We start from the raw sequence: 19,896 nt of genomic DNA, 5'->3' as shown, positions 1-19,896 counted from the left end.
GCCGGTCACGGCCTGGAGGATCCACCCGCGTATAGGCTCACGACTATGAGTTCCCGGCACGCGACCGCCCCGGCCCGACCCGTCGACGACCATCGCCGGCGCATCGAGGACGCGCTGCGCCCGCTGGCCGGTCGGGTCGCCGAGACCGTCCCGATCGCCGCCGCGTTGGGCCGGCGGCTCGCGGTCGACGTGTCCGCGCCCCTGGATCTGCCGGTGTTCCGGAACTCGGCCATGGACGGCTACGCGGTGGCGGCCGAATCGGTGGCGATCGTGCCCGCGACCCTGCCGCTGGCCGGCGTGGTCGCGGCCGGGAACACCGAGGGGCTGGTCCTGCCCCCGGGCGCCGCCGTGAAGGTGATGACCGGCGCGCCCGTGCCGCCCGGCGCGGACTGCGTGGTGCCGGTCGAGCACACCGAATCCGACGGCGTCACCGTGACGATCCGAACCAGCCGTGCCACCGGCGATTTCGTGCGCGAGCCCGGCACCGACGTGCGTGCCGGACAGTTGCTGGCCGCCGCGGGCACCCTGCTGCGGCCCCGGCACATCGCGGCGCTGGCCGCGGTCGGGCTGGGCGAGCTGTCGGTGACGCGGCGGGTGCGGGCCGCGGTCCTCACCACCGGCGACGAACTGCGCCCCGCGGGCGCGGTGCTGCTGCCGGGACAGATCTTCAACTCCAATGGCATCGCGCTGGCCGCGGCCCTGTCCGACAACGGCGTCGAGGTGGTGTCGGTGGCGCATTCCACCGACGAGCACGCCGAGTTCCGGCTGCGGCTGGCCGAGGCGGTGGCGCAGGCCGACGTGGTGTTCACCTCCGGCGGCGTCTCCATGGGCGACTTCGAGGTCGTGAAGGAGGTGCTGTCGGCCCAGGGCGGCGAATTCGGTTCGGTGGCACTGCAACCCGGCGGCCCGCAGGGCCTGAGCACGGTCGACGGCGTGCCGGTGCTGAGCTTCCCGGGGAATCCGGTGAGCACCATGGTGTCGTTCGAGGTGTTCGCCCGCCCGATCCTGCGCGAGCTGGCGGGCCTGCCCGCACTGCCGATCACCGAACTACCGCTGCTGCAGGCGGTCCGCTCCCCCGCCGGGAAGCGGCAGTTCCTGCGCGGCAAGCTGACCGAGGGCGGGGTTGCGCTGGTGTCGGGTCAGGGCTCGCATCTGATCGCGGCCATGGCCCACGCCGATGTGCTGATCGACATTCCGGCCGCCGTCACCGAAGTGCCCGCGGGCACGATCGTCGAGGTCCGGCCGCTGTGAACACCCCCGATCCGCTGTGCCAAGGTGGTGGACATGAGTGAGTTGTCGCATGTCGACCGTGAGGGTCGCGCCCGCATGGTCGACGTGAGCGCGAAGGCCGACACCGCCCGCATCGCGGTCGCGGCGGGTGAATTGCAGACCACCGCCGACGTCATCCGCCTGGTCCGGGCCGACGACATGCCCAAGGCCGACGTGCTCAGCACCGCCCGCATCGCCGGCATCAACGGAGCCAAGAAGACCTCCGAACTCATCCCGCTGTGCCATCAGCTGGCGCTGTCGTCGGTCAACGTGAGCTTCGGCTTCACCGACACCACCATCACCATCGAGGCCACCGCGAAGACCAAGGGGCCCACCGGAGTCGAGATGGAGGCGCTGACCGCGGTGGCGGTCGCGGGACTCACGCTGCACGACATGGTGAAGGCGGTGGATCCGGCGGCCACGCTGAACGGGGTCCGGCTGGTCACCAAAGAGGGTGGCAAGCACGGACATTGGGTGCGACCCGAAGCCGAACAGCACGCCGGGCACCACCACGAGAAGCACGCGGCGCACGAGAAGGCCGCTGTCTCGAAGGCTCCGCTCGCGGGCGAGGGCCGCACAGCCGCGGTCGTGGTCGCCTCGACCGGTGTCGCCGCCGGCACCCGCACCGACACCACCGGCCCAGTCCTCGCCGAATGGCTTGCCGCGCAGGGTTTCTCGGTGCGCGGACCACTGGTCTTCGCGGACTCCGACATCACCTACGGCCTCGAGGACGCCCTGTCCCGGGAGCCGGACCTGATCGTCACGACCGGCGGCACGGGGGCTTCCCCTACCGATGCCACCCCGGAAGCGACGCTCGCCCTGCTGGATCGGGAACTGCCGGGGGTGGCCGACGCCATCCGCCAGGCGGGGACCGCGAAATTCCCGCTCGCGGCGCTGAGCCGGGGCGTGGCCGGACTAGCCGGGCGCACCGTGATCGTCAATCTGCCCGGTTCGCCGGGCGGGGTGAAGGACGGCATCGCCGTCCTGACACCGCTGCTCGAACATCTGCTGGCCCAGGTGGCCGGAGGAGGCAACCATGAGTGAGCTGCTGGCCCGGATCAGCGATCAACCGCTGAATCCGGCCGAGGTCGAGCAGGCCGTGGACGGTCCGCACCACGGGGCGGTCGTCGTGTTCACCGGCAAGGTGCGCGATCACGATGGCGGGCAATCGGTTTCGGCACTGGAGTACTCCGCCCACCCGCAGGCCGAACAGTTCCTGCGCAAGGTGTGCGAGGAGGTGGCCCAGACCTCCGGCCTGCCGGTCGCCGCGGTGCACCGCGTCGGCGACCTGACCATCGGCGACCTCGCGATCGCCGTGGCCGTGGCCGCCCCGCACCGCGCCGAGGCCTTCACCACCTGCGCCGAACTGGTGGACCGCATCAAGCACGAGGTCCCGATCTGGAAGCGTCAGATGTTCGCCGACGGACTCTCCGAATGGGTCAACGCCTGCGGGTAGGACAACTCTCGTAGCTCTCAGGGGCTTCCCTGAAACCCCTGTCACGAGACTCCGGGGCTTCCACCCGGTTCACGGTGCGTGTGCTGGAGCCGCGGGTGCTGTTGCACCGCGGGCGATCTCACCCAACCTGGAGTGGTTGAAGAGCAGGTTCAGGGTGAAGGCCGTGGCCGCGGCGAGACTGATGCCGCTGTTGAGCAGGATCTGGGCCGATGACGGGAACTTGTCGAACATGCCCTTGGTGAGGACCGGCACCAAGCCCACACCGATCGAGACGGCGATGATGGTCAGGTTCACGCGGTCGGTGAGATCGGCCTTGCGCAGGGTGTCCACGCCGATCACCGCGATGGTCGCGAACAGCACCAGGCCGACGCCGCCCACGACCGGCTGCGGGACCGCGGCGACCAGCGCGCCGAAGCGCGGCACCAGGCCGAGGATCACCAGGATCGCGCCGCTCACCGCCGTCACGTAGCGGCTGTGCACGCGGGTGGTGGCGACCGCGCCGACATTCTGGTTGAAGACGGTGTCCACGAAGGAATTCAGCACGCCGGCCAGCACCGCGGAGAGACCGTCGCCGACCAGGCCGCGCGCCACATCGGCTCGGGTCAAGGACTTTCCGGTGATCTCGCCCAGGGCCAGCATGCTGGCGGTGGACTCGGCGAACACCACCGCCATCACGATGGTCATGGCCACCACGGCGGTGACCGGGAACTGCGGGGCGCCGAAATGGAACGGGTGCGGGGCGCCCAGCCACGCCGCGCGGGATACGCCGTCGAGCTTGACCAGGCCCATGGGAATGGCGATCACGATGCCGACGATCAAGGCGATCAGTACGCCCAGCTGCGACCACACGCCCCGCCCGAGCACCGTGCACACCAGCGCCACCGCCAGCACCGCCGCGGCCAGCGCGATCCGGGAGGGCGCGGCGAAAGTCGCAGCCTTGGGATCGCTGCCCACGATCAGGCCGCCCGCCACCCCGATCAGCGAGATGCCGACCACGGTCAGCACGGTGCCGCTCACCAACGGCGGGAAGAATCGCACGATCGACGCGAACGGCCAGGCCAGCGCGATACCGATGACGCCGCCCAGCAGCATGGACCCGTACATCGCCTGCAGCCCGTAATCCTTGGCGATCAGGATCATCGGGCTCATGGCCACGAAGGTCGCGCCGGTGACGATCGGCAGCCGCGCACCCGCGAGCTTCCCCAGCCCGAGGCTCTGCACCACGGTGATGATGCCCGCGACCAGCAGGTCGGCGCTGATCAGCAGGGCGACGGTCGGCTTGTCGAGCTTGGCTGCCGCACCGAAAACCAAAGGCACCGTGACGCATCCGGTGTACATGATCAGCACGTGCTGCAGGCCGAACACGAGCAGGCGATGCCAGGGCAGCCGTGTGTCTACGGGATGTGGCGATGTCATGGTTCGTCACGCTAGGTAGTCCCCCGTGCGCGGGCCTTTGTCCGTTCGGCCAAACGTCGCGGTCCCGGCGTCCGGTGTTTTGTCCGCCGAACCAGCGTGTGCGGCGGTCCCGGTGGGTCATGGTGAGGCACAGTGATCAGCGACCACGGGAGGCGTCCATGACCGAAACCGGCGGCCGGATCGTGCTCGGCCCGCATCAGTACGGGAAGGCCGAGAACCGGGTGGTGCGGATCTACCGCGACACCGCCCGCCACGAGATCCGGGACCTGAACGTGTCCTCGTGCCTGCGCGGCGCGTTCGACGACGCGCACACCGTCGGCGATCAGGGCTCGGTGCTGCCGACGGATTCGCAGAAGCAGACCATCTACACCTATGCCAAGAGTCACGGCGACGGCAGTATCGAGGACTACGGGCTGGCGCTGGCCCGGCATTTCGCCGACGAGTTCGAGCCGGTGGAATCGGCCCGCATCGAGATCGAAGAGTATGCGTGGCAGCGGGTTCCGGTCGGCGGCAGCGGCCACGACCACACCTGGACGCGGGTCGGGCCGGAAGTGCGGACCGCGGCCGTCACGGTCGGAGGGAGCGGCGCGGACCGCCGCGAATGGGTGATCGGCGGCGTCAAGGACCTGGTGATCCTCAAGTCCACGGGCTCGGAGTTCGCGGGCTTCCTGACCGATCCGTTCACCGTGCTGGAACCCGCCTACGACCGGATCCTGGCCACCAGCCTCGACGCCCGCTGGCGCTTCGCCACCGCGCCCGGCGACTGGGACGCCGCCTACCACGGGATTCGCGCGGCACTGGTGGAGACGTTCGCGACGCTGCACTCGAAAGCTTTGCAGCAGACCCTGTTCGAGATGGGCAAGGCCGCGCTGGAGGCGTATCCGGGCCTGGCGGAGATCCGGTTCTCGGCCCCCAACAAGCATCACTTCGCGTACGACACCGGGCGTTTCGGCGTGCCGAACAACGGCGAAGTGTTCCACGCCGACGACCGCCCCTACGGCCTGATCCAGGCCAGTGTCCTGCACGAGGGCGCACCCGACGCCGGGATCGCCTGGGACGCCTACACCGGCGCGGTCTGACCCGACAGCGTCCGCACCGCCAGGTACAGGTCCAGCCGATCGTCCATGCGCCCGAGATCGCGCCCGGTCAGCTCCTCGATCCGGCCGATCCGGTAGCGAACGGTATTGAGGTGCACATGCATTCGGTCCGCCGCCTGCCGCCAGGACCCCTCGCTGCCGAGGAACGTCTCCAGCGTCTCCAGCAGTCCGGCCCCGTGCAGCCGGTCGTATTCCAGCACCGGACCCAGCACCCGTTCCGCGAACCGCCGCTGCAGCCCGCCCGGGACCGCGGTGAGCAGGCCCACCGCCGAATCGATGTCGGCGACCCGCACCGCGACCGGGCCGCTGTCGTCGCGGGCCGCGGTGGACGCGGCGGCCGCCGCGCCGATCGCACCCGCCAGACTCTCCTCCGGCTGCCGCGCGCTCACCCCGATGGCCAGTCGAATACCGCTGAGCGCCGGGGCGATTCGACCGATTCGCCGCCGCACCACCGCCGCCACCCCGGCTTGCGGGGCGGCCGTCACGCCGACCAGCCTGCCCTCGCGGTCGAGCGCGGTGACGAGGTCCGGCAGCGCATCGTGCATTGCCGTGCGCACCGCCATCGATCCGGCTGCCGTGTCGGTCCCATCCCATAACCGGTGTGGGGCAGTGGAACTCGAGTCGGTGACCGAGCCGACAGCGAATCGCGAATCCCGACCCTCCGTCGTGGTGCCCGGCGCGGCAACCGGCGCACCCGCCCGGTCGATGGCGCCCGCGACACCGCCCGGGCGCACGCGACGCTGCGGCGCCACGGGTTTCGGCTCGGCCTCGGCGACGTGGATCTCGCACACGATGGCCGACTCGGTGCGGCCGGGCTGCTCGGTGAACGGCATCGGGAAGCGGTCGGCCAGTTCCCAATCCAGGTGCTGCCGGTCGGCGCGGCGCTGGCGGTAGAGCTCGGCTACGGCGGCCAGGTCGGCGCCATAGGGGTCGAGTTCGGGGGCGGAGGGGCGGATCACCAAGTACCAGGCGGTGATTCGATCGCCCGCGCCCACCTGGTGGACCCGCAGGGCCCCGGCGGTGACGGCGGGCAGGCGGGGTGCGGTGAGGGCGGTGGCGAGGATGCGGTCGATCTCGGTCTCGGCGAGTTCGCCGGTGCCCGCGAGCACGGTGCCGGTCGCGGTCAGCAGCCAGGCCGAGACCTGTTGTTCGGTGGCGAAATCCGCGACCAGGGTCTCGATCGCGGCTCCGGCGGCGACCGCGGAGAGCAGCTTCCGCTGGCGGTCGGCCCGCGATTGCACGCGCCGCCAGCGCACTTCGGCCGCCTGCTCGGCCAGGTATTCGATGATCCGGCTGAAGGGCACGCTCTGCGGCGCGGACAGCAGCGGCAGGCCGTGGCGGCGGCAGGCCTCGACCACGTCCGGCGGCACCAGGCCGTGCAGCGCCTGTCCGGCCACCACGCCGGCGACCCCGGCCCCGGCCAGCAGGCCCACGTAGCGGTCCGAGTCGGTGGCCGCCTGCCGCCACACCAGGCCGGTGCAGACCAGCGCGCCGGGCGTCACGAACGGCCGGGGATCGGGCATATCCGTCGCGCAGACTCGCGCGACCGGCCGATCCAGCTCCCCCTCGTCCCCGTGCAGCAACCGCATGCGCAGTTGCGGCGCATCGAGAATGTCGCGCACCCGCACGGCGCACCTCCCGTGGTCGGTCCGAATGTTCGTCACGGTAGAAGCCGGTTGTTGCCACCCCGTTTCCGGTGAATCACACATCGGTAGGGTGGTCGCCGTGAGTCGGCGCATTCCAGTACTGATCGTGGCCGGGTTCCTCGGCGCCGGGAAGACGACGCTGCTCAACCGGCTGTTGCGCACCCGCAACGCGCGGATCGGGGTGGTGGTCAACGACTTCGGCGCGGTGAACATCGACGCCATGCTGGTGGCGGGGCAGGTCGACGCCATGGTGTCGCTGGGCAACGGGTGCGTGTGCTGTGCCGTCGACGTGAGCGAACTGGACGGACTGTTCGATCGGCTGGCGCATCCCAAGCAGAAGATCGACGTCATCGTGGTGGAGGCCAGCGGGCTGGCCGAACCGCGGAATCTGATTCGCATGGTGGTGAACAGCGACAACCCGCGGATCCGCTACGGCGGACTGGTCGAGGTGGTCGACGCCGAGCACTTCCCGCAGACCCGGGAACTGCATCCGGAACTGACCACGCACCTGCGCATGGCGGACCTGGTGGTGCTGAACAAGTCCGACCGGGTCGAAGCCGACGCGCTGGAACGACTCCGGTCCGAGATCGCCGAGCTGGTCGGACCGGTGCCGGTGTACCCGACCAGCCGCGGGCGCATCGACCCCGGCCTGCTGTTCGACCTGCCGAACCGGCCGGCGGGCGCCCCGCGGGTCGGCGAACAACTCAGCTTCGACGAACTCCTGCTCGACGAGACCGCGCACGACCACGGCGACCACTGCCACGACGGCTGCTCGCACGAGCATCGGCACCTGCACGACGACTACGACAGCGTGTCCTTCACCTCCGACACCGACCTCAACCCGCGCGAACTCGTCGCGCTGCTGGAGAATCCGCCGTCAGGACTGTTCCGCGCCAAGGGCGTGCTGGCCTTCGCGGTCCCCGAGGACCCGCGAAAGTTCGTGCTGCACATGGTCGGCCGCCACATCACCCTCGAGCCCACCGGCTGGGCCCGCCACGAGCCCCGGGTCAGCAACCTGGTCCTGATCGGCTCCGGCCTCGACGGCGACGACGTCACCGCCCGGCTGCGCGCCACCGTCCACGCCGCCGCCGACCCCCTCGACGATCACGCTCTCCTCCCCGTCTGGCGCTACGTCGACCAGGCGCTTGTCGGCGAGAGCTGATTCGGCTTCCAGTTCCGCCCGCAGCTCGGCCACCTCGGCGGCCAGCTCGTCGCGCATCACCTCACGCTCGGCCAGCGCGGCCCGCATGGTGTCGACACTGTCGTTCATGGCCGCCAGCCGCTGATCGGCGCCCTTCAGCAGCCACTCCACCACGTCCCGGCGACCGACCGCGGCGCTCGCGGCGCGCACCCAGTCGACCGCGAACTCCACCCACTCCTGCGGCTTGGGCACGTCCTTGGGTTCGTCCCACCCCTTGCGCTGAGCCGCCTTGGTGGACAGCACCAGCTGCGCCTTCTTGCCCCGGCCCGGCGAGTTCATCTCCGCCATGGACAACTTGCCCGCGCTGGTCACCACGGCGGTGAACCGGTACTTACCCGCGAGGTGCATGCGCAGTTCGGCGGTGCCGCGGCCGTCGGAGTCCATGGCCCCCAGCCACGGCCCGTCCGCCGCCTCGATGATGGCCGCCAGAATCTCCAACTGCCCGACACCGCGGCGCAACCGCGCCGCGGCGGTCCGCAACGCGCCCGGCGTGGCCGTCATCTGATCCCAATGCATGCCCCGAACATATCCCCACCGCAGGACGCCGCCGTGATTGACTGGCCGAGTGAACGAGTTCCCGGCAGTGGCCTCGTGGCGGCATCGCGGCGCCCGGACCGGATTCGAGGTCGCGTTCTTCGGCGAGGACGAACGCGGGCTGCTGGCCCGCGGCACCACCACCGCCACCGAGAACGGCGAGTCCTGGATCGTCGATTACGTTGTGCTGCTGGACGCCTCGTGGACTACCCGATCGGCCCGCATCACCGGGCGCGGCGCGCACGGCGTCCGCGTCGTGGAACTCGAGGCCGACGGGCGGGGACGGTGGACCGTCGACGGCACGCCCGCGCCGCACCTGAACGGATGCCTGGACCTGGACCTCGAATCCTCGGCCATGACCAATACCTTTCCGGTGCACCGGCTGCGGCCCCTCGGCGACAGTCCGGTGGCCGCGCCCGCGGCCTACGTCCGGGCCGCGGATCTGACCGTGACGCGACTCGAGCAGACCTACTGCCGGATCGGGGCGCGCCATATCGCCTACACCGCGCCCGATCTGGACTTCGCCTGCCGACTGACCTATGACGCGGACGGGCTGATCTCGGACTATCCGGGTATCGCGGCCCGGGTCCAGTAACCGGGCGCGGTAACCGAACCCAGGAAACAAGCGAGGCGGCTCGTTTTCGCCGCGGGCGGGCGCCGGTGCCCTAGCCTGGCGGCGTGCGAGTTGTGGTGGCGAATCGTGGTGAGGTCGCGGTCCGGGTGGTGCGGACGGCGCGGGAACTCGGATACCCGACGGAGGTGCTGCACACCGCCGCGGACACCGCGAGCCTGGCGGTGCGGCTCGCCGACCGGGCGCTGGCGGTGCCAGGCAGCGGGGCCGCGGGATACCTGGACATCGATTCGGTGGTGCGGGCCGCGGCCGCCTGCGGGCCCGACGCGCTGGTGCATCCCGGCTACGGGTTCCTCAGCGAGAGCGCCGATTTCGCGGCCGCCTGCGCGGCGGCCGGACTCACCTTCGTCGGGCCGTCGCCGGAGGTGCTGCGGATCTTCGGCGACAAGGTCGCCGCCCGCGCGGCAGCCGAACGCGCCGGAGCGACCGTCCTGCCCGCGACGCCGGCGGGCGCCGGAGCCGACGAGATCGCCGCCCTACTGGCCGGCCACCCCGGCGGCGTCATGGTGAAGGCCGCGGCGGGCGGCGGCGGACGCGGCATGCGACCGGTGACCGACCCGGCCCGGTTGACCGAGACCATCGAACGCTGCCGCGCCGAGGCGCTCGCCGGCTTCGGCGACGACCGCGTCTACGCGGAGGCGCTGGTGACCCGGGCCCGCCACATCGAGGTACAGGTGGTGGCGGACGGGCTCACCGCCGTCGCGCTGGGTGACCGGGACTGCAGCGTGCAGCGGCGACGGCAGAAGCTCATCGAGATCGCGCCCGCCCCGGATCTGCCCGCGGCGGTCCGGGATCGGATACAGCGCGACGCGGTGCGCATCGCCGAGACCGTGGGCTGCCGCGGCGTCATCACCGTGGAGTTCCTGGTGGAGGGCCCGAATGTGTGGTTCCTGGAGGTGAATCCGCGACTCCAGGTCGAGCACACCGTCACCGAGGCGGTCACCGGCGTGGATCTGGTCGCGCTGCAACTGGAGCTGGCGCAGGGCCGGACCCTGGCCGAACTCGACCTGCCCAAGAGCGAGCCGCGCGGCTACGCGGTGCAGGCGCGAGTCAACGCCGAACTGCTCGCCGCCGACGGCGCGGTGTGGCCCAGCACCGGCGTCATCGACCGCTTCGACGCCCCGACCGGCTCCGGCGTGCGCGTCGACACCGCCGCCCAGGTGGGAATGCGCCAAGGCGTGCAATTCGATTCACTGCTCGCGAAGATCATCGCGCACGCCCCGACCCACGACGCCGCGCTGCGCCGCTGCTCGGACGCACTCGCGGAAACGGTGATCGGCGGCGTCGACACCAACCTGCACCTGCTGCGCGCAGTCCTGGCCGAACTGCGCGAACTCGGCGCACCGGGTGACGCGAGCGGTACCGTGACCACGGAGTGGTTCGAGTCGCGGCTCGGCGATTTACGCTCGCGCGCCGAGACTTTCGAGGACCCGACCGCGCCCGGATCGGTGGATGCCGCACCCGGTGCGGAGCCCGCCACATCGCACGACTCCGCCGGTATCGCCGCCGCGGCCGGATTCGAGCTCGCCGACGGAGAGCAGGCATTGCGGTCGCCGATGGGCGCGACCGTGGTGTCACTGGCGGAACCGGGGACGGTCGTGGCCGCCGGAGCCGAGGTCGCGGTGCTGGAAGCCATGAAGATGCAGCACGTGCTGCGCGCGACCGAGCCGCTGCGGGTGCTGCGGCACGCCGTCGCGCCCGGCGAGGTGGTGGACCCGCACGCCGTGCTGCTCACCTGGGTGGCGGCCGATCACGACGGCTCGGTCGTGGAATCGACCGTGGTGGACCTGGATTCGATCCGGGCCGACCTGGCCGAGGTCCTGGACCGCCACGAGATCACGCTGGACGCCAGGCGGGAGACCGCCGTCGCGAAGCGGCATCGGCTGGGGCGGCGGACGGCGCGGGAGAACATCGCGGATCTGGTCGACGCGGACAGCTTCGTCGAGTACGGGGCGTTGGCGGTCGCCGCGCAGCGCAGTCGGCGCGGGCTCGACGATCTGATCGCCAATACCCCGGCCGACGGATTGATCGCGGGGGTCGCCACGATCAATGCCGATCGATTCGGCCACGATCGCGCCCGCGCGCTGGTCATGTCCTACGACTACACGGTGCTCGCGGGCACCCAGGGCATGCGCAATCACGCGAAGACCGACCGCATGCTGGAACTGGCTCGGGAGCAGCGGCTTCCGGTGGTGTTCTGCACCGAGGGCGGGGGCGGACGGCCCGGCGACACCGACCACGGCGGCATCTCGGGGCTGGACGTCACCACCTTCCGGGCCATGGGCGCGTTGTCGGGGCAGGTGCCGCTGATCGGCATCGTGTCGGGGCGCTGCTTCGCGGGCAATGCGGCGCTGCTGGGCATGTGCGATGTCGTGATCGCCACCCCCGACGCGAATATCGGCATGGGCGGTCCGGCGATGATCGAGGGCGGCGGGCTGGGGGTGTACGCGCCCGAGGACATCGGGCCGATCGAGGTGCAGCGGCGCAATGGCGTGGTGCACGTCGTGGCCGCCGACGAGGCCGAGGCGGTTGATGTCGCCCGCCGCTACCTGTCGTATTTCCAAGGGGCCGCGGCGGAGTGGGAGGCCCCGGACCCGCGCCTGTCCCGGCACGTGGTGCCGGAGAACCGGCTGCGGGCCTTCGACATTCGCGCCGCCATCGCCTCGGTGGTGGACGTCGGCTCGGTGCTGGAACTGCGCCGGGACTGGGGCGTGGGCATCGTGACCGCGCTGGTGCGGGTGGAGGGCCGCCCGTTCGGGCTGATCGCCAACGACTGTCATCACCTGGGCGGGGCCATCGACGCACCGGCCGCGGACAAGCTCTCGGCCTTCCTCCAGCTGTGCGGCGCGCACGGCCTGCCCATCGTCTCGCTGTGTGACACACCGGGTTTCATGGTCGGCCCCGAGGCGGAGGAGCACGCCACCGTCACCAAGTTCAGCCGCCTGTTCATCGACGCCGCCGCCCTGGACGTCCCGTTCGGCACCGTGATCCTGCGCAAGGGGTACGGACTGGGCGCGCAGGCCATGGCGGCGGGCTCGTTCCGCGCGCCGCGGTTCGTGATCGCCTGGCCCACCGGTGAGATCGGCGGCATGGGTTTGGAGGGCGCGGTCCGGCTGGGCTTCGCCAAGGAGCTGGCCGCCATCGAGGACCCGAGTCAGCGGCAGGCGGCGTTCGAGGCGCTGGTCCAGGCTGCCTACGACGCGGGTAAGGCCCTCACCGCCGCAACGGTTCTCGAACTCGACGATGTCATCGACCCCGCCGACACCCGGCGGTGGTTGCGGACGCTGCGCTGAGCATCCGCGCTGTGCCCGACGCTCACGCGGATCCCCCGAGTAAACGCCGCAGGCAGGCGTAGACGACCGTGAGCGTGGCGACTCCACCGAGCGAATGGCCCGCGCTCACATAGCGCGGACGGCGCAGGCGAAGCCTCCCGCGGCGGGCCTCACGCGCCCGCAGGCGTTCCTCGGTGAGGTCGGCGTAGCGGCCCGGCAGGAAGGTGTCGAAGTACTCGGACACGAAATTGTCGGTGCGCCGCACCGGCAATCGCATATCGCCCATCAGGTCGTCGATGTGGTGGGAGACGTAGGGCCCGACGTAATAGCCTTCCGGCCGCGCCGGCATGACCTCGGCCAGCCAGGCGGCGACCCGGTCGATCTCGCGATGCATCTCGGCGGCGGGCGGCAACTCGAGCTCGCCGAGGAAGTGCTGGGACAACCAGTGCGCGGACACCTCCGCGGAGAGCTGGCAGGCGGTGGAGGCCCCGTACCCGACGAATCCGAGGCGCGGATGCTCCGGCGGCAGGATGTGCCGGTACAGCAGGAATCGGCCGTCGGCGCGGACGTCGGTGCGTAGCTCGCGGTCCAGGAACGGCAGCGACTGCCGCCAGCCGGTGGCGAACACCACCAGGTCCGCGGCCAGTCGTTCACCGCTGTCGAGGGCGAGCTCGGCGGCGCCGGTGCAGCGCGCGATGTGGCCGCGCCGCAATCGGATCCGGCCCCGTCTGGCCTCCCGGTAGAACTCCTCGCACACGCCGCTGTTCTCGATACCGCCGGGCAGCGGCGGCTCGGGCACCATGATCCGGGGCATCCGCAGCGACAGCCGCATCAGCAGTTTCAGGTACCGCCAGAACAGCTCGGTGAGTGGTCTGCCCGGGCCGTGCAGCAGCCGCTCCACCCGGTTGAGCCGGTGATAGCGGAAGAACGCCTCGGAGAACCGATTGAGGTACAGCTGATCCGAGGGCTGCCCGCCGATGAACCGCGGCAGCATCGGATAGGGCTTGCGGAACACCAGGGTGCAGTCGCGGGCCTGCCCGGCGGCCCAGGTGGCGCAGTCCAACGCGGATTTGCCCGCGCCCACGACCACCACGCGGCGGCCTGCGAAGGCGGCGGGCTCCAGGGCCTGACTGGAGTGGGCGATCACGCCGCGAAAGAGGTTGCCGTCCCGAATATCTGGAATGTTCGGTTCGGAGAAGGTGCCGGCGCACACCACCACGAAATCGAACGACAGCATCTCGACCCCGTCGGGCCCGACCACCTCGACCTCGAACCCCTTACGCGCCTCGGACACCCGGATCACTTCGGTGCCCAGGCGTAGGTACCGGTTCAGTCCGAAGCGGTCCACATACGAGGCCAGATATGCGCGCACCTGCCCGGCGGTGGGGAAGACATCGGCCGATTCGGGGTACGGGTGATCGGAGTAGGCGTAGGTGGCCCGGGAGTTGTTGGTGCGCAGGCCCGGATAGGCGCGCGACTCGATCCAGACACCGCCCGCGGCGGTCTCCTTGTCGAAGACGACGACGTCGAATCCGTCGTCCCGCAGCACCTTCGCCGTCACCAAGCCGGCGATACCGGCCCCGATGATCCCGACCCGTCCGCCACCCGCACTCGTCACGTCCGCTTTATCCCCTCTGGAACGAACAGGCACAGCCGGGCCACACGCTACGGCAGCGTGTGACCCGGCGTGCCTTCGCCAGAGCAACTCGCCTGGTTTGCGACGAGTTGGGCGTGTCGCGACTTCTGACCGAAATCGCTTATACGGGACGCATTTACGAGACCGGGAGCTCCGGGATCCGGGTGGCCCGGGCGTACACCGTCTCGCCCTCGGCCAGGTGCAGCGCCTCCGCGTCACCACGGGTGACCTGCGCGGTGAACAGATCACCGGTGGCCGCGTTGCGCAGCTCCACGCGCACCTCGAAGCCCAGCCGCACCACGCGCTCGACCGTGGCGCGGGTGACGCCCGCGGAATCCGCGGTGCCCTCGTGCGCGGCCAGCGCCATGCTCGGATCCCGGCCGACGCGAATATCGTGCGGCCGCACCAGATGACCGTTCAGCTTGGCCACCGCGCCCAGGAACGACATCACGAATTCATTGGAGGGCCGGTCGTACACGTCCTCGGGGCTGCCGACCTGCTCGATGCGGCCCTTGTTCATGACCGCGATCCGGTCGGCCACGTCCAGGGCCTCCTCCTGGTCGTGGGTGACCAGCAGGGTGGTGACGTGCACCTCGTCGTGCAGCCGACGCAGCCAGGTCCGCAGGTCCGCACGGACTTTCGCGTCCAGCGCACCGAACGGCTCGTCGAGCAGCAGCACCTGCGGGTCGACCGCCAGCGCGCGGGCCAGCGCCATGCGCTGCCGCTGGCCACCCGACAGCTGCGCCGGATACCGGTGCTGGAAGCCGTCCAAGCCGACGATCTCGAGCAGGTCGTCGACCTTCTTCTTGATCTCGCCCTTGGGCCGCTTGCGGATCTTGAGGCCGAAGGCCACATTGTCGCGCACCGTCATGTGCTTGAACGCCGCGTAATGCTGGAAGACGAAACCGATATCGCGTTTCTGCGGCGACACATTGGTGACGTCGCGGCCCGCGATGGTGACAAGGCCGCCGTCGAGCGTCTCCAGCCCCGCGATCGAGCGCAGCAGCGTCGACTTACCCGAACCCGACGGGCCCAGCAGCGCGGTCAGCTCACCCGGGCGGATGTCGATGCTGACATCGTCGAGCGCGGCGAAAGTGCCGTACCGCTTGTTCGCATTGGTCACGGTGATCATTTGGCAGTGCCCCGCTTGCGTTCGAGGAGGGTCATGAGCAGAAGGACAACGAGGGCGATGCCCATGAGCAGGGTCGCCGCGCAGTACGCGCCGAAAGTGTTGTGATCGTTCACATAACGCCCGTTCACCAGCAGCGTGAGGGTCTGTGACTTTCCGGGCAGACCGGTGGACACCATGATCACCGCGCCGAACTCGCCGAGCGCACGCGCCACGGTGAGCACGATGCCGTAGGTCAGGCCCCAGCGGATGGCCGGCAAGGTGATGCGCCAGAACGTCTGCCAGCCCGACGCGCCCAGGGTGGCCGCGGCCTGCTCCTGATCGTCGCCGATCTCGTGCAGCACCGGCTCCACCTCGCGCACCACGAACGGCAGCGTCACGAAGATGGTGGCGATCACCATGCCCGGCAGATTGAAGATGATCTTCAGCCCGTGGCTGTCCAGCCCGCCGAACCAGCCGTGGGCGCCCCACAGCAAGATCAGCGAAACACCCACCACCACCGGCGAAGTCGCCATCGGCAGATCGACCACGCCCTGCAGCAGATTGCGGCCCGGGAACCGGCCGCGCACCAGGGCCAGCGCCACGATCACACCGAAGATCACATTCACCGGCACCGTGATCGCCACGATCTGCATGGTGAGGTTGAACGCCGAGATGGCAGCGGGCGTGGAGATCGAATCGAAGAACGCGCCGATGCCGTGCTCGAAGGTGCGCATCAAGATGATCCCCAGCGGCACCACCAGCAGCACGAAGATGTAGGCCAGCGCCACCGTGCGCAGCGAGATCCGGGTCCAGAAACCGAGTTTCATCTACGACTCCCGATCCCGGCGCGCGAGCCGTTCGGAGGTGACCCGCAGGACGAACAGCGTGGCCAGCGAGATCGCCAGCAGCACCACCGACACCGCCGCCGCGTTCACCGGACGATCCACCTCGATCTGCTGCTGGATGTACTGCGAAGCCATCTGCGTCTTCTTCGGAATGCCGCCGCCGATCAGCACCACCGAGCCGTACTCGCCGATCGCGCGCGCGAAGGCCAGGCCCGAACCGCTCACGATCGCCGGCGCCAGCGTCGGCAGGATGATGGTGCGGAAGGTGGTCCAGTTGTCCGCGCCCAGCGACGCGGCCGCCTGCTCCACATCCTTGTCCGCCTCGATCAGCACCGGCTGCACCGCGCGCACCACGAACGGCAGCGTCACGAAGGCCAGCGCCACCACCAGACCCGGCTGGGTGGCATTGAGGTGGATGTCGAACGGCGACTGCGGGCCGTAGAGGGCCAGCAGCACGATGCTGGCCACGATGGTGGGCAACGCGAACGGCAGGTCGATGAGCGCGTTCACCACACCCTTGCCCGGGAATTCGTCGCGGACCAGCACCCAGGCGATCAGGGTGCCCATCACCACGTTGATCAACGTGACGACGATCGACACCAGGACCGTCACCTTCAGCGCGTCCAGGGCCGCGGGCGCGGTCACCGCGTCCCAGAAACCGGACCAGCCGTTCTCCAGGGACTTGGCGGTCAGCGCCGCCAGCGGCAGCAGCACGATGATGCTGAGCCACAGCACCGAGGTGCCGATGCCGAGCGGACCCACCGACCCGGTCACCCGGAACCAGGACCGAATCCGGCCCCTACCCGCCGTCGGGCGGGGTTTGTCGTCTACCGAAACGCCGGGACCGCCCTCGGTCCCGGCGTTCGAGCTGCTGTCACTCACAGTGTCGAGTATCGCTTGTGTCGCAGGTCACCCGGCTACTTGGTGGCCTTGTCGTAGATCTGCGCCACCGAACCGGTGTTCGGCGTGAACAGCTCCTTGTCCACGGTCTTCCAGCCGCCGAGGTCGTCGATGGTGTACAGCTTCTGCGGAGTCGGGAAGCTCTTGGCGTTGTCGGCGCGCACCTGCGGGTCGACCGGACGGAAACCGGCCTCGGCGAACGCCTTCTGGGCGTCCTTGGTGTAGAGGAAGTCGCGGAAGGCGATGGCGTTCTTCAGGTTCTTGGAGTTCTTGAGCACCGCGACCGGGTTGTCGATGCGGAAGGTGGTGTCGGGCACCACGTGCTCGATCGGGTCACCCTTCGTCTCGGAGAAGATGGCCTCGTTCTCGTAGCTGAGCAGCACGTCGCCGGTGCCCTGCAGGAAGGTGTCGGTGGCCTCACGACCCGACTTGGGCTGCACGTGCACGTGGCCCAGCAGCTGGGTCAGGTAGTCCAGACCGGCCTGCGCGTTCTTGCCGCCCTCGCTCTTGGCGGCGTAGGGGGCCAGCAGGTTCCACTTGGCCGCACCCGAGCTGAACGGGTTGGGGGTGACCACCTCGATGCCCGGCTTGAGCAGGTCGTCCCAGTTCTTGATGCCCTTCGGGTTGCCCTTGCGGACGGCGATGACGACCACCGAACCGAACGGGACGCCCTTGTTGGCGTCGGCGTTCCAGCCGGCGTCCACCTGACCGGAATCCACCAGGCGGGTGATGTCGGGCTCGACCGAGAAGCTCACCACATCGGCCTCGGCCCCGTCCTTCACCTTGCGGGACTGATCGCCCGAGGGACCGTAGGAGGCCTGGAACTGGGTGCCCTTGCCGGCGTCGGTCTTGTTGTAGACCGGAATCACCTTGTCGTAGGCGGCCTTCGCGACCGAGTACGCGAACAGGTTGATGTTGCCGCCGCCACCGGCCGCCGCACCCTCGTCCTTGGTGTCGGATGCGCCGCCGCTGCACGCGGTGAGCACGGTGGCCGCGACCGCGGTGAGAGCGACGGCGAAAGTAGATCGGCGAGAGAGACGAATATTGCGGGACATCGGCGTGGACCTTTCGGGCTACCCGCCGGTGGGACCTCGACCGGCGGGAATGAACGTTGCCGTAGACCCGTCGCGGAGGGATTCCAAGACGGTGGCGCTCCGGCCCTGAGGCCGCCGGGGGGACGAACACGAACTGCGAAAATGCGCGCGCCAAGTCTACTCAGACGTGCAGCAGTGCCCGATCGGCGATCAGCGACAGTGAATGTCCGCGACCGCGAGGCAGCCCACAGCGATCAACGCCAATTCATGGCGGATCTGGGGAACAACGCTCGACAGCACTCCGCGACTTTAACAGAGCAGCACGTCAGGCCGCTAATCTCCGGCGGTTTGAAATCGTCTCGAGCGCAACCCTGGTCGCACACGGCAGACTGTATCGAGTCGCTACCGAATCCGACGGGGGAATTCATGACCGCGCCCGCCCGCATCCGCCGGGAGTTTCCCGGCATCTCCACTCGCGCCTGGGAGCACCCGGCCGACCGCACCGCACTGGTCGGTCTACGGCAGCTCAGTGGCTTCGACACGCTGCTGCGCACGCTGTCCGGCCTGCTGCAGGAACGCCAGCACCGGCTCATGTACCTGGCGACCGCGGTGCGGGTGGACGAACGGCAGTTCAAGAACATCGACCAGCTGCGCGCGGACGCGGTGAAGATCCTCGACGCGCAGCGCACGCCGGAGATGTACGTGCTGCAGGAGCCGAACGCCAACGCCTTCACCATCGGCATGGACCGCCCCTTCATCGTGCTCACCACCGGCCTGCTGGACCTGCTCGACCCCGAGGAGCTGCGCTTCGTGGTCGGCCACGAGCTCGGGCACGCGCTGTCCGGGCACGCGGTCTACCGGACCATGCTCATGCACCTCATGCGGATCGCCGACGGCATCGGCTGGATGCCGGTGGGCGGCTGGGCGGTTCGCGCGATCGTGGCGGCGCTGATGGAGTGGAGCCGCAAGTCGGAACTGTCCGGGGACCGGGCGGGGCTGCTGGTCGGGCAGGACGTGGAGGCGTCGGTGCGGGTGCACATGAAGCTCGCCGGCGGCTCCCGGGTGGACGAGATGAGCCACGCCGCGTTCCTGGCCCAGGCCGACGACTACGACCGCGCCGGCGACCTGCGCGACGGCGTGCTGAAACTGCTGAACCTGGAACTGGCCAGCCACCCGTTCTCGGTGCTACGGGCCGCCGAACTGCGGCGCTGGATCGCCAGTGGCGAATACAACCGGGTCCTCGACGGCCAGTACCCGCGCCGCGAGCAGGACAAGGAAGCCCGCATCAGCGAGGAGATCAAGCACGCGGCCCGGTCGTACAAGGAGAGCTTCGACCAGTCCGAGGACCCCCTGATCCGCACCGTGCGCAACCTCAGCCGCGATGTCGGGGCCACGGTCGGCACCGTGGGTCAGGAAGTCGGAGAGACACTCTCGAAGATCGGGAAACGGATCCGCGGCCAGGCATCCGAATGAGATCGGGGTCCGGGGGCAAGCCCCCGGACCCCTGCCGGTGCAGCCCGTGGGCTGCTTACTCGTCGCCCTCGACGACGGGCGGGGTCTCGAGCAGGTCGAGGATCCATTCCTCGGTCGCGCTCTCGGCATCGTCCTCGTCGGGGCGGATGCGGTTGCTGAGGCGGACGCCCAGGCCCAGCGCCTGGGCGGCCTTGACCATCTCGAGGGCCTCTTCAGGACCGCAGTAGTGGGTGGCGATCAAACGGGGCTCGTCCTCGAATTCATCTTCGGACAGCACCAGTTCCAGGCCTTCATCGGTAGTCGACATGGGTCAGCACAGTACGCCCAGAGTTCGCCGACGCGGTACCGAAACTCGCTCAGCGAGTGAACAACCAG

General features: G+C 69.8%; 17 protein-coding genes. 8 read left to right on the top strand and 9 right to left on the bottom strand.

Annotation, left to right across the window (positions count from 1 at the left end):
* The first annotated feature begins 45 nt into the window (after positions 1-45).
* Genes ACYVKL_RS34140 through ACYVKL_RS34130 form a run of 3 tightly spaced genes read left to right on the top strand, consistent with a single transcriptional unit; the run spans position 46 to position 2,725 of the window.
* Positions 46-1,251 carry a molybdopterin molybdotransferase MoeA gene (locus ACYVKL_RS34140; protein WP_357193219.1) on the top strand — a complete coding sequence of 402 codons (1,206 nt, stop codon included), beginning with the start codon at positions 46-48 and terminating at the stop codon, positions 1,249-1,251.
* Between the two features lie 33 nt (positions 1,252-1,284).
* Positions 1,285-2,313: a bifunctional molybdenum cofactor biosynthesis protein MoaC/MoaB gene (moaCB, locus tag ACYVKL_RS34135; RefSeq protein WP_379166916.1), complete on the top strand. Its 1,029-nt coding sequence runs from the start codon at positions 1,285-1,287 to the stop codon at positions 2,311-2,313.
* Complete coding sequence (locus ACYVKL_RS34130; protein ID WP_379166918.1) at positions 2,306-2,725, top strand: molybdenum cofactor biosynthesis protein MoaE; 420 nt, start codon at positions 2,306-2,308, stop codon at positions 2,723-2,725. Before moaCB ends, ACYVKL_RS34130 begins: the two co-directional genes overlap by 8 nt.
* Before the next feature lie 69 nt (positions 2,726-2,794).
* Here the strand turns inward: ACYVKL_RS34130 and ACYVKL_RS34125 are convergent, their stop codons facing one another.
* A complete protein-coding gene (locus ACYVKL_RS34125; RefSeq protein WP_379166920.1) occupies positions 2,795-4,141 on the bottom strand; it encodes a nucleobase:cation symporter-2 family protein in 1,347 nt (448 codons plus the stop codon).
* A gap of 158 nt (positions 4,142-4,299) precedes the next feature.
* Between ACYVKL_RS34125 and pucL the strand changes: the two genes are divergently transcribed.
* Positions 4,300-5,220 (top strand): factor-independent urate hydroxylase, encoded by a 921-nt coding sequence (gene pucL, locus ACYVKL_RS34120; protein WP_379166923.1) that lies wholly within the window; start codon positions 4,300-4,302, stop codon positions 5,218-5,220.
* Here the strand turns inward: pucL and ACYVKL_RS34115 are convergent.
* Positions 5,202-6,902: a helix-turn-helix domain-containing protein gene (locus tag ACYVKL_RS34115; protein ID WP_379166925.1), complete on the bottom strand. Its 1,701-nt coding sequence runs from the start codon at positions 6,900-6,902 to the stop codon at positions 5,202-5,204. The genes pucL and ACYVKL_RS34115 overlap by 19 nt on opposite strands.
* A 61-nt stretch (positions 6,903-6,963) precedes the next feature.
* Between ACYVKL_RS34115 and ACYVKL_RS34110 the strand changes: the two genes are divergently transcribed.
* The 3 genes from ACYVKL_RS34110 to ACYVKL_RS34100 all read left to right on the top strand — a co-directional run bounded on the left by ACYVKL_RS34110 (position 6,964) and on the right by ACYVKL_RS34100 (position 12,543).
* Positions 6,964-8,046 carry a CobW family GTP-binding protein gene (locus ACYVKL_RS34110; RefSeq protein ID WP_379166927.1) on the top strand — a complete coding sequence of 361 codons (1,083 nt, stop codon included), beginning with the start codon at positions 6,964-6,966 and terminating at the stop codon, positions 8,044-8,046.
* Positions 8,047-8,650: 604 nt separating this feature from the next.
* Entirely contained in the window at positions 8,651-9,214 is a 564-nt protein-coding gene (locus tag ACYVKL_RS34105; protein ID WP_357193207.1) for a putative glycolipid-binding domain-containing protein, read from the top strand.
* A gap of 83 nt (positions 9,215-9,297) precedes the next feature.
* A complete protein-coding gene (locus tag ACYVKL_RS34100) occupies positions 9,298-12,543 on the top strand; it encodes a carboxyl transferase domain-containing protein (protein ID WP_379166929.1) in 3,246 nt (1,081 codons plus the stop codon).
* A gap of 22 nt (positions 12,544-12,565) precedes the next feature.
* On the opposite strand, the gene ACYVKL_RS34095 is transcribed toward ACYVKL_RS34100, so the two are convergent.
* From ACYVKL_RS34095 to ACYVKL_RS34070, 6 genes are all read right to left on the bottom strand, one after another.
* A complete protein-coding gene (locus ACYVKL_RS34095; protein WP_379166931.1) occupies positions 12,566-14,140 on the bottom strand; it encodes a flavin-containing monooxygenase in 1,575 nt (524 codons plus the stop codon).
* 154 nt (positions 14,141-14,294) lie between these two features.
* Entirely contained in the window at positions 14,295-15,290 is a 996-nt protein-coding gene (locus ACYVKL_RS34090; protein ID WP_213557256.1) for a sulfate/molybdate ABC transporter ATP-binding protein, read from the bottom strand.
* A complete protein-coding gene (gene cysW, locus ACYVKL_RS34085) occupies positions 15,287-16,096 on the bottom strand; it encodes a sulfate ABC transporter permease subunit CysW (RefSeq protein WP_213557257.1) in 810 nt (269 codons plus the stop codon). The genes ACYVKL_RS34090 and cysW overlap by 4 nt, the downstream gene beginning before the upstream one ends.
* Positions 16,097-16,996, bottom strand: a complete 900-nt coding sequence (gene cysT, locus ACYVKL_RS34080) for a sulfate ABC transporter permease subunit CysT (protein WP_379166933.1) — start codon at positions 16,994-16,996, stop codon at positions 16,097-16,099.
* Positions 16,997-17,031: 35 nt separating this feature from the next.
* On the bottom strand, positions 17,032-18,069 hold the full coding sequence (locus ACYVKL_RS34075; RefSeq protein ID WP_379166935.1) for a sulfate ABC transporter substrate-binding protein: 1,038 nt from the start codon (positions 18,067-18,069) through the stop codon (positions 17,032-17,034).
* 189 nt (positions 18,070-18,258) lie between these two features.
* Entirely contained in the window at positions 18,259-18,348 is a 90-nt protein-coding gene (locus ACYVKL_RS34070) for an Ms4533A family Cys-rich leader peptide (protein WP_343223262.1), read from the bottom strand.
* A 126-nt stretch (positions 18,349-18,474) separates the two neighbouring features.
* Here ACYVKL_RS34070 and ACYVKL_RS34065 point away from each other — a divergent pair, with 126 nt between their 5' ends.
* The gene (locus ACYVKL_RS34065; RefSeq protein ID WP_379166937.1) at positions 18,475-19,521 is read left to right on the top strand and encodes a M48 family metallopeptidase; all 1,047 of its coding nucleotides are present in this window, start codon (positions 18,475-18,477) and stop codon (positions 19,519-19,521) included.
* 55 nt (positions 19,522-19,576) lie between these two features.
* Here ACYVKL_RS34065 and ACYVKL_RS34060 read toward each other — a convergent pair whose 3' ends face one another.
* Positions 19,577-19,828 (bottom strand): hypothetical protein, encoded by a 252-nt coding sequence (locus ACYVKL_RS34060; protein WP_379166939.1) that lies wholly within the window; start codon positions 19,826-19,828, stop codon positions 19,577-19,579.
* Between the last annotated feature and the right edge of the window lie 68 nt (positions 19,829-19,896).

This window comes from Nocardia tengchongensis, from assembly GCF_054781395.1.
Note: the sequence above shows the minus strand (reverse complement) of the source record. Positions and strands in the feature narration are given on the sequence as shown.

Coding starts and splice junctions, on each gene's coding strand:
- ACYVKL_RS34140 (WP_357193219.1), top strand. CDS start 46: ATGAGTTCCCGGCACGCGACCGCCCCGGCCCGACCCGTCGACGACCAT.
- moaCB (WP_379166916.1), top strand. CDS start 1,285: ATGAGTGAGTTGTCGCATGTCGACCGTGAGGGTCGCGCCCGCATGGTC.
- ACYVKL_RS34130 (WP_379166918.1), top strand. CDS start 2,306: ATGAGTGAGCTGCTGGCCCGGATCAGCGATCAACCGCTGAATCCGGCC.
- ACYVKL_RS34125 (WP_379166920.1), bottom strand. CDS start 4,141: ATGACATCGCCACATCCCGTAGACACACGGCTGCCCTGGCATCGCCTG.
- pucL (WP_379166923.1), top strand. CDS start 4,300: ATGACCGAAACCGGCGGCCGGATCGTGCTCGGCCCGCATCAGTACGGG.
- ACYVKL_RS34090 (WP_213557256.1), bottom strand. CDS start 15,290: ATGATCACCGTGACCAATGCGAACAAGCGGTACGGCACTTTCGCCGCG.
- cysW (WP_213557257.1), bottom strand. CDS start 16,096: ATGAAACTCGGTTTCTGGACCCGGATCTCGCTGCGCACGGTGGCGCTG.
- ACYVKL_RS34075 (WP_379166935.1), bottom strand. CDS start 18,069: ATGTCCCGCAATATTCGTCTCTCTCGCCGATCTACTTTCGCCGTCGCT.
- ACYVKL_RS34065 (WP_379166937.1), top strand. CDS start 18,475: ATGACCGCGCCCGCCCGCATCCGCCGGGAGTTTCCCGGCATCTCCACT.
- ACYVKL_RS34060 (WP_379166939.1), bottom strand. CDS start 19,828: ATGTCGACTACCGATGAAGGCCTGGAACTGGTGCTGTCCGAAGATGAA.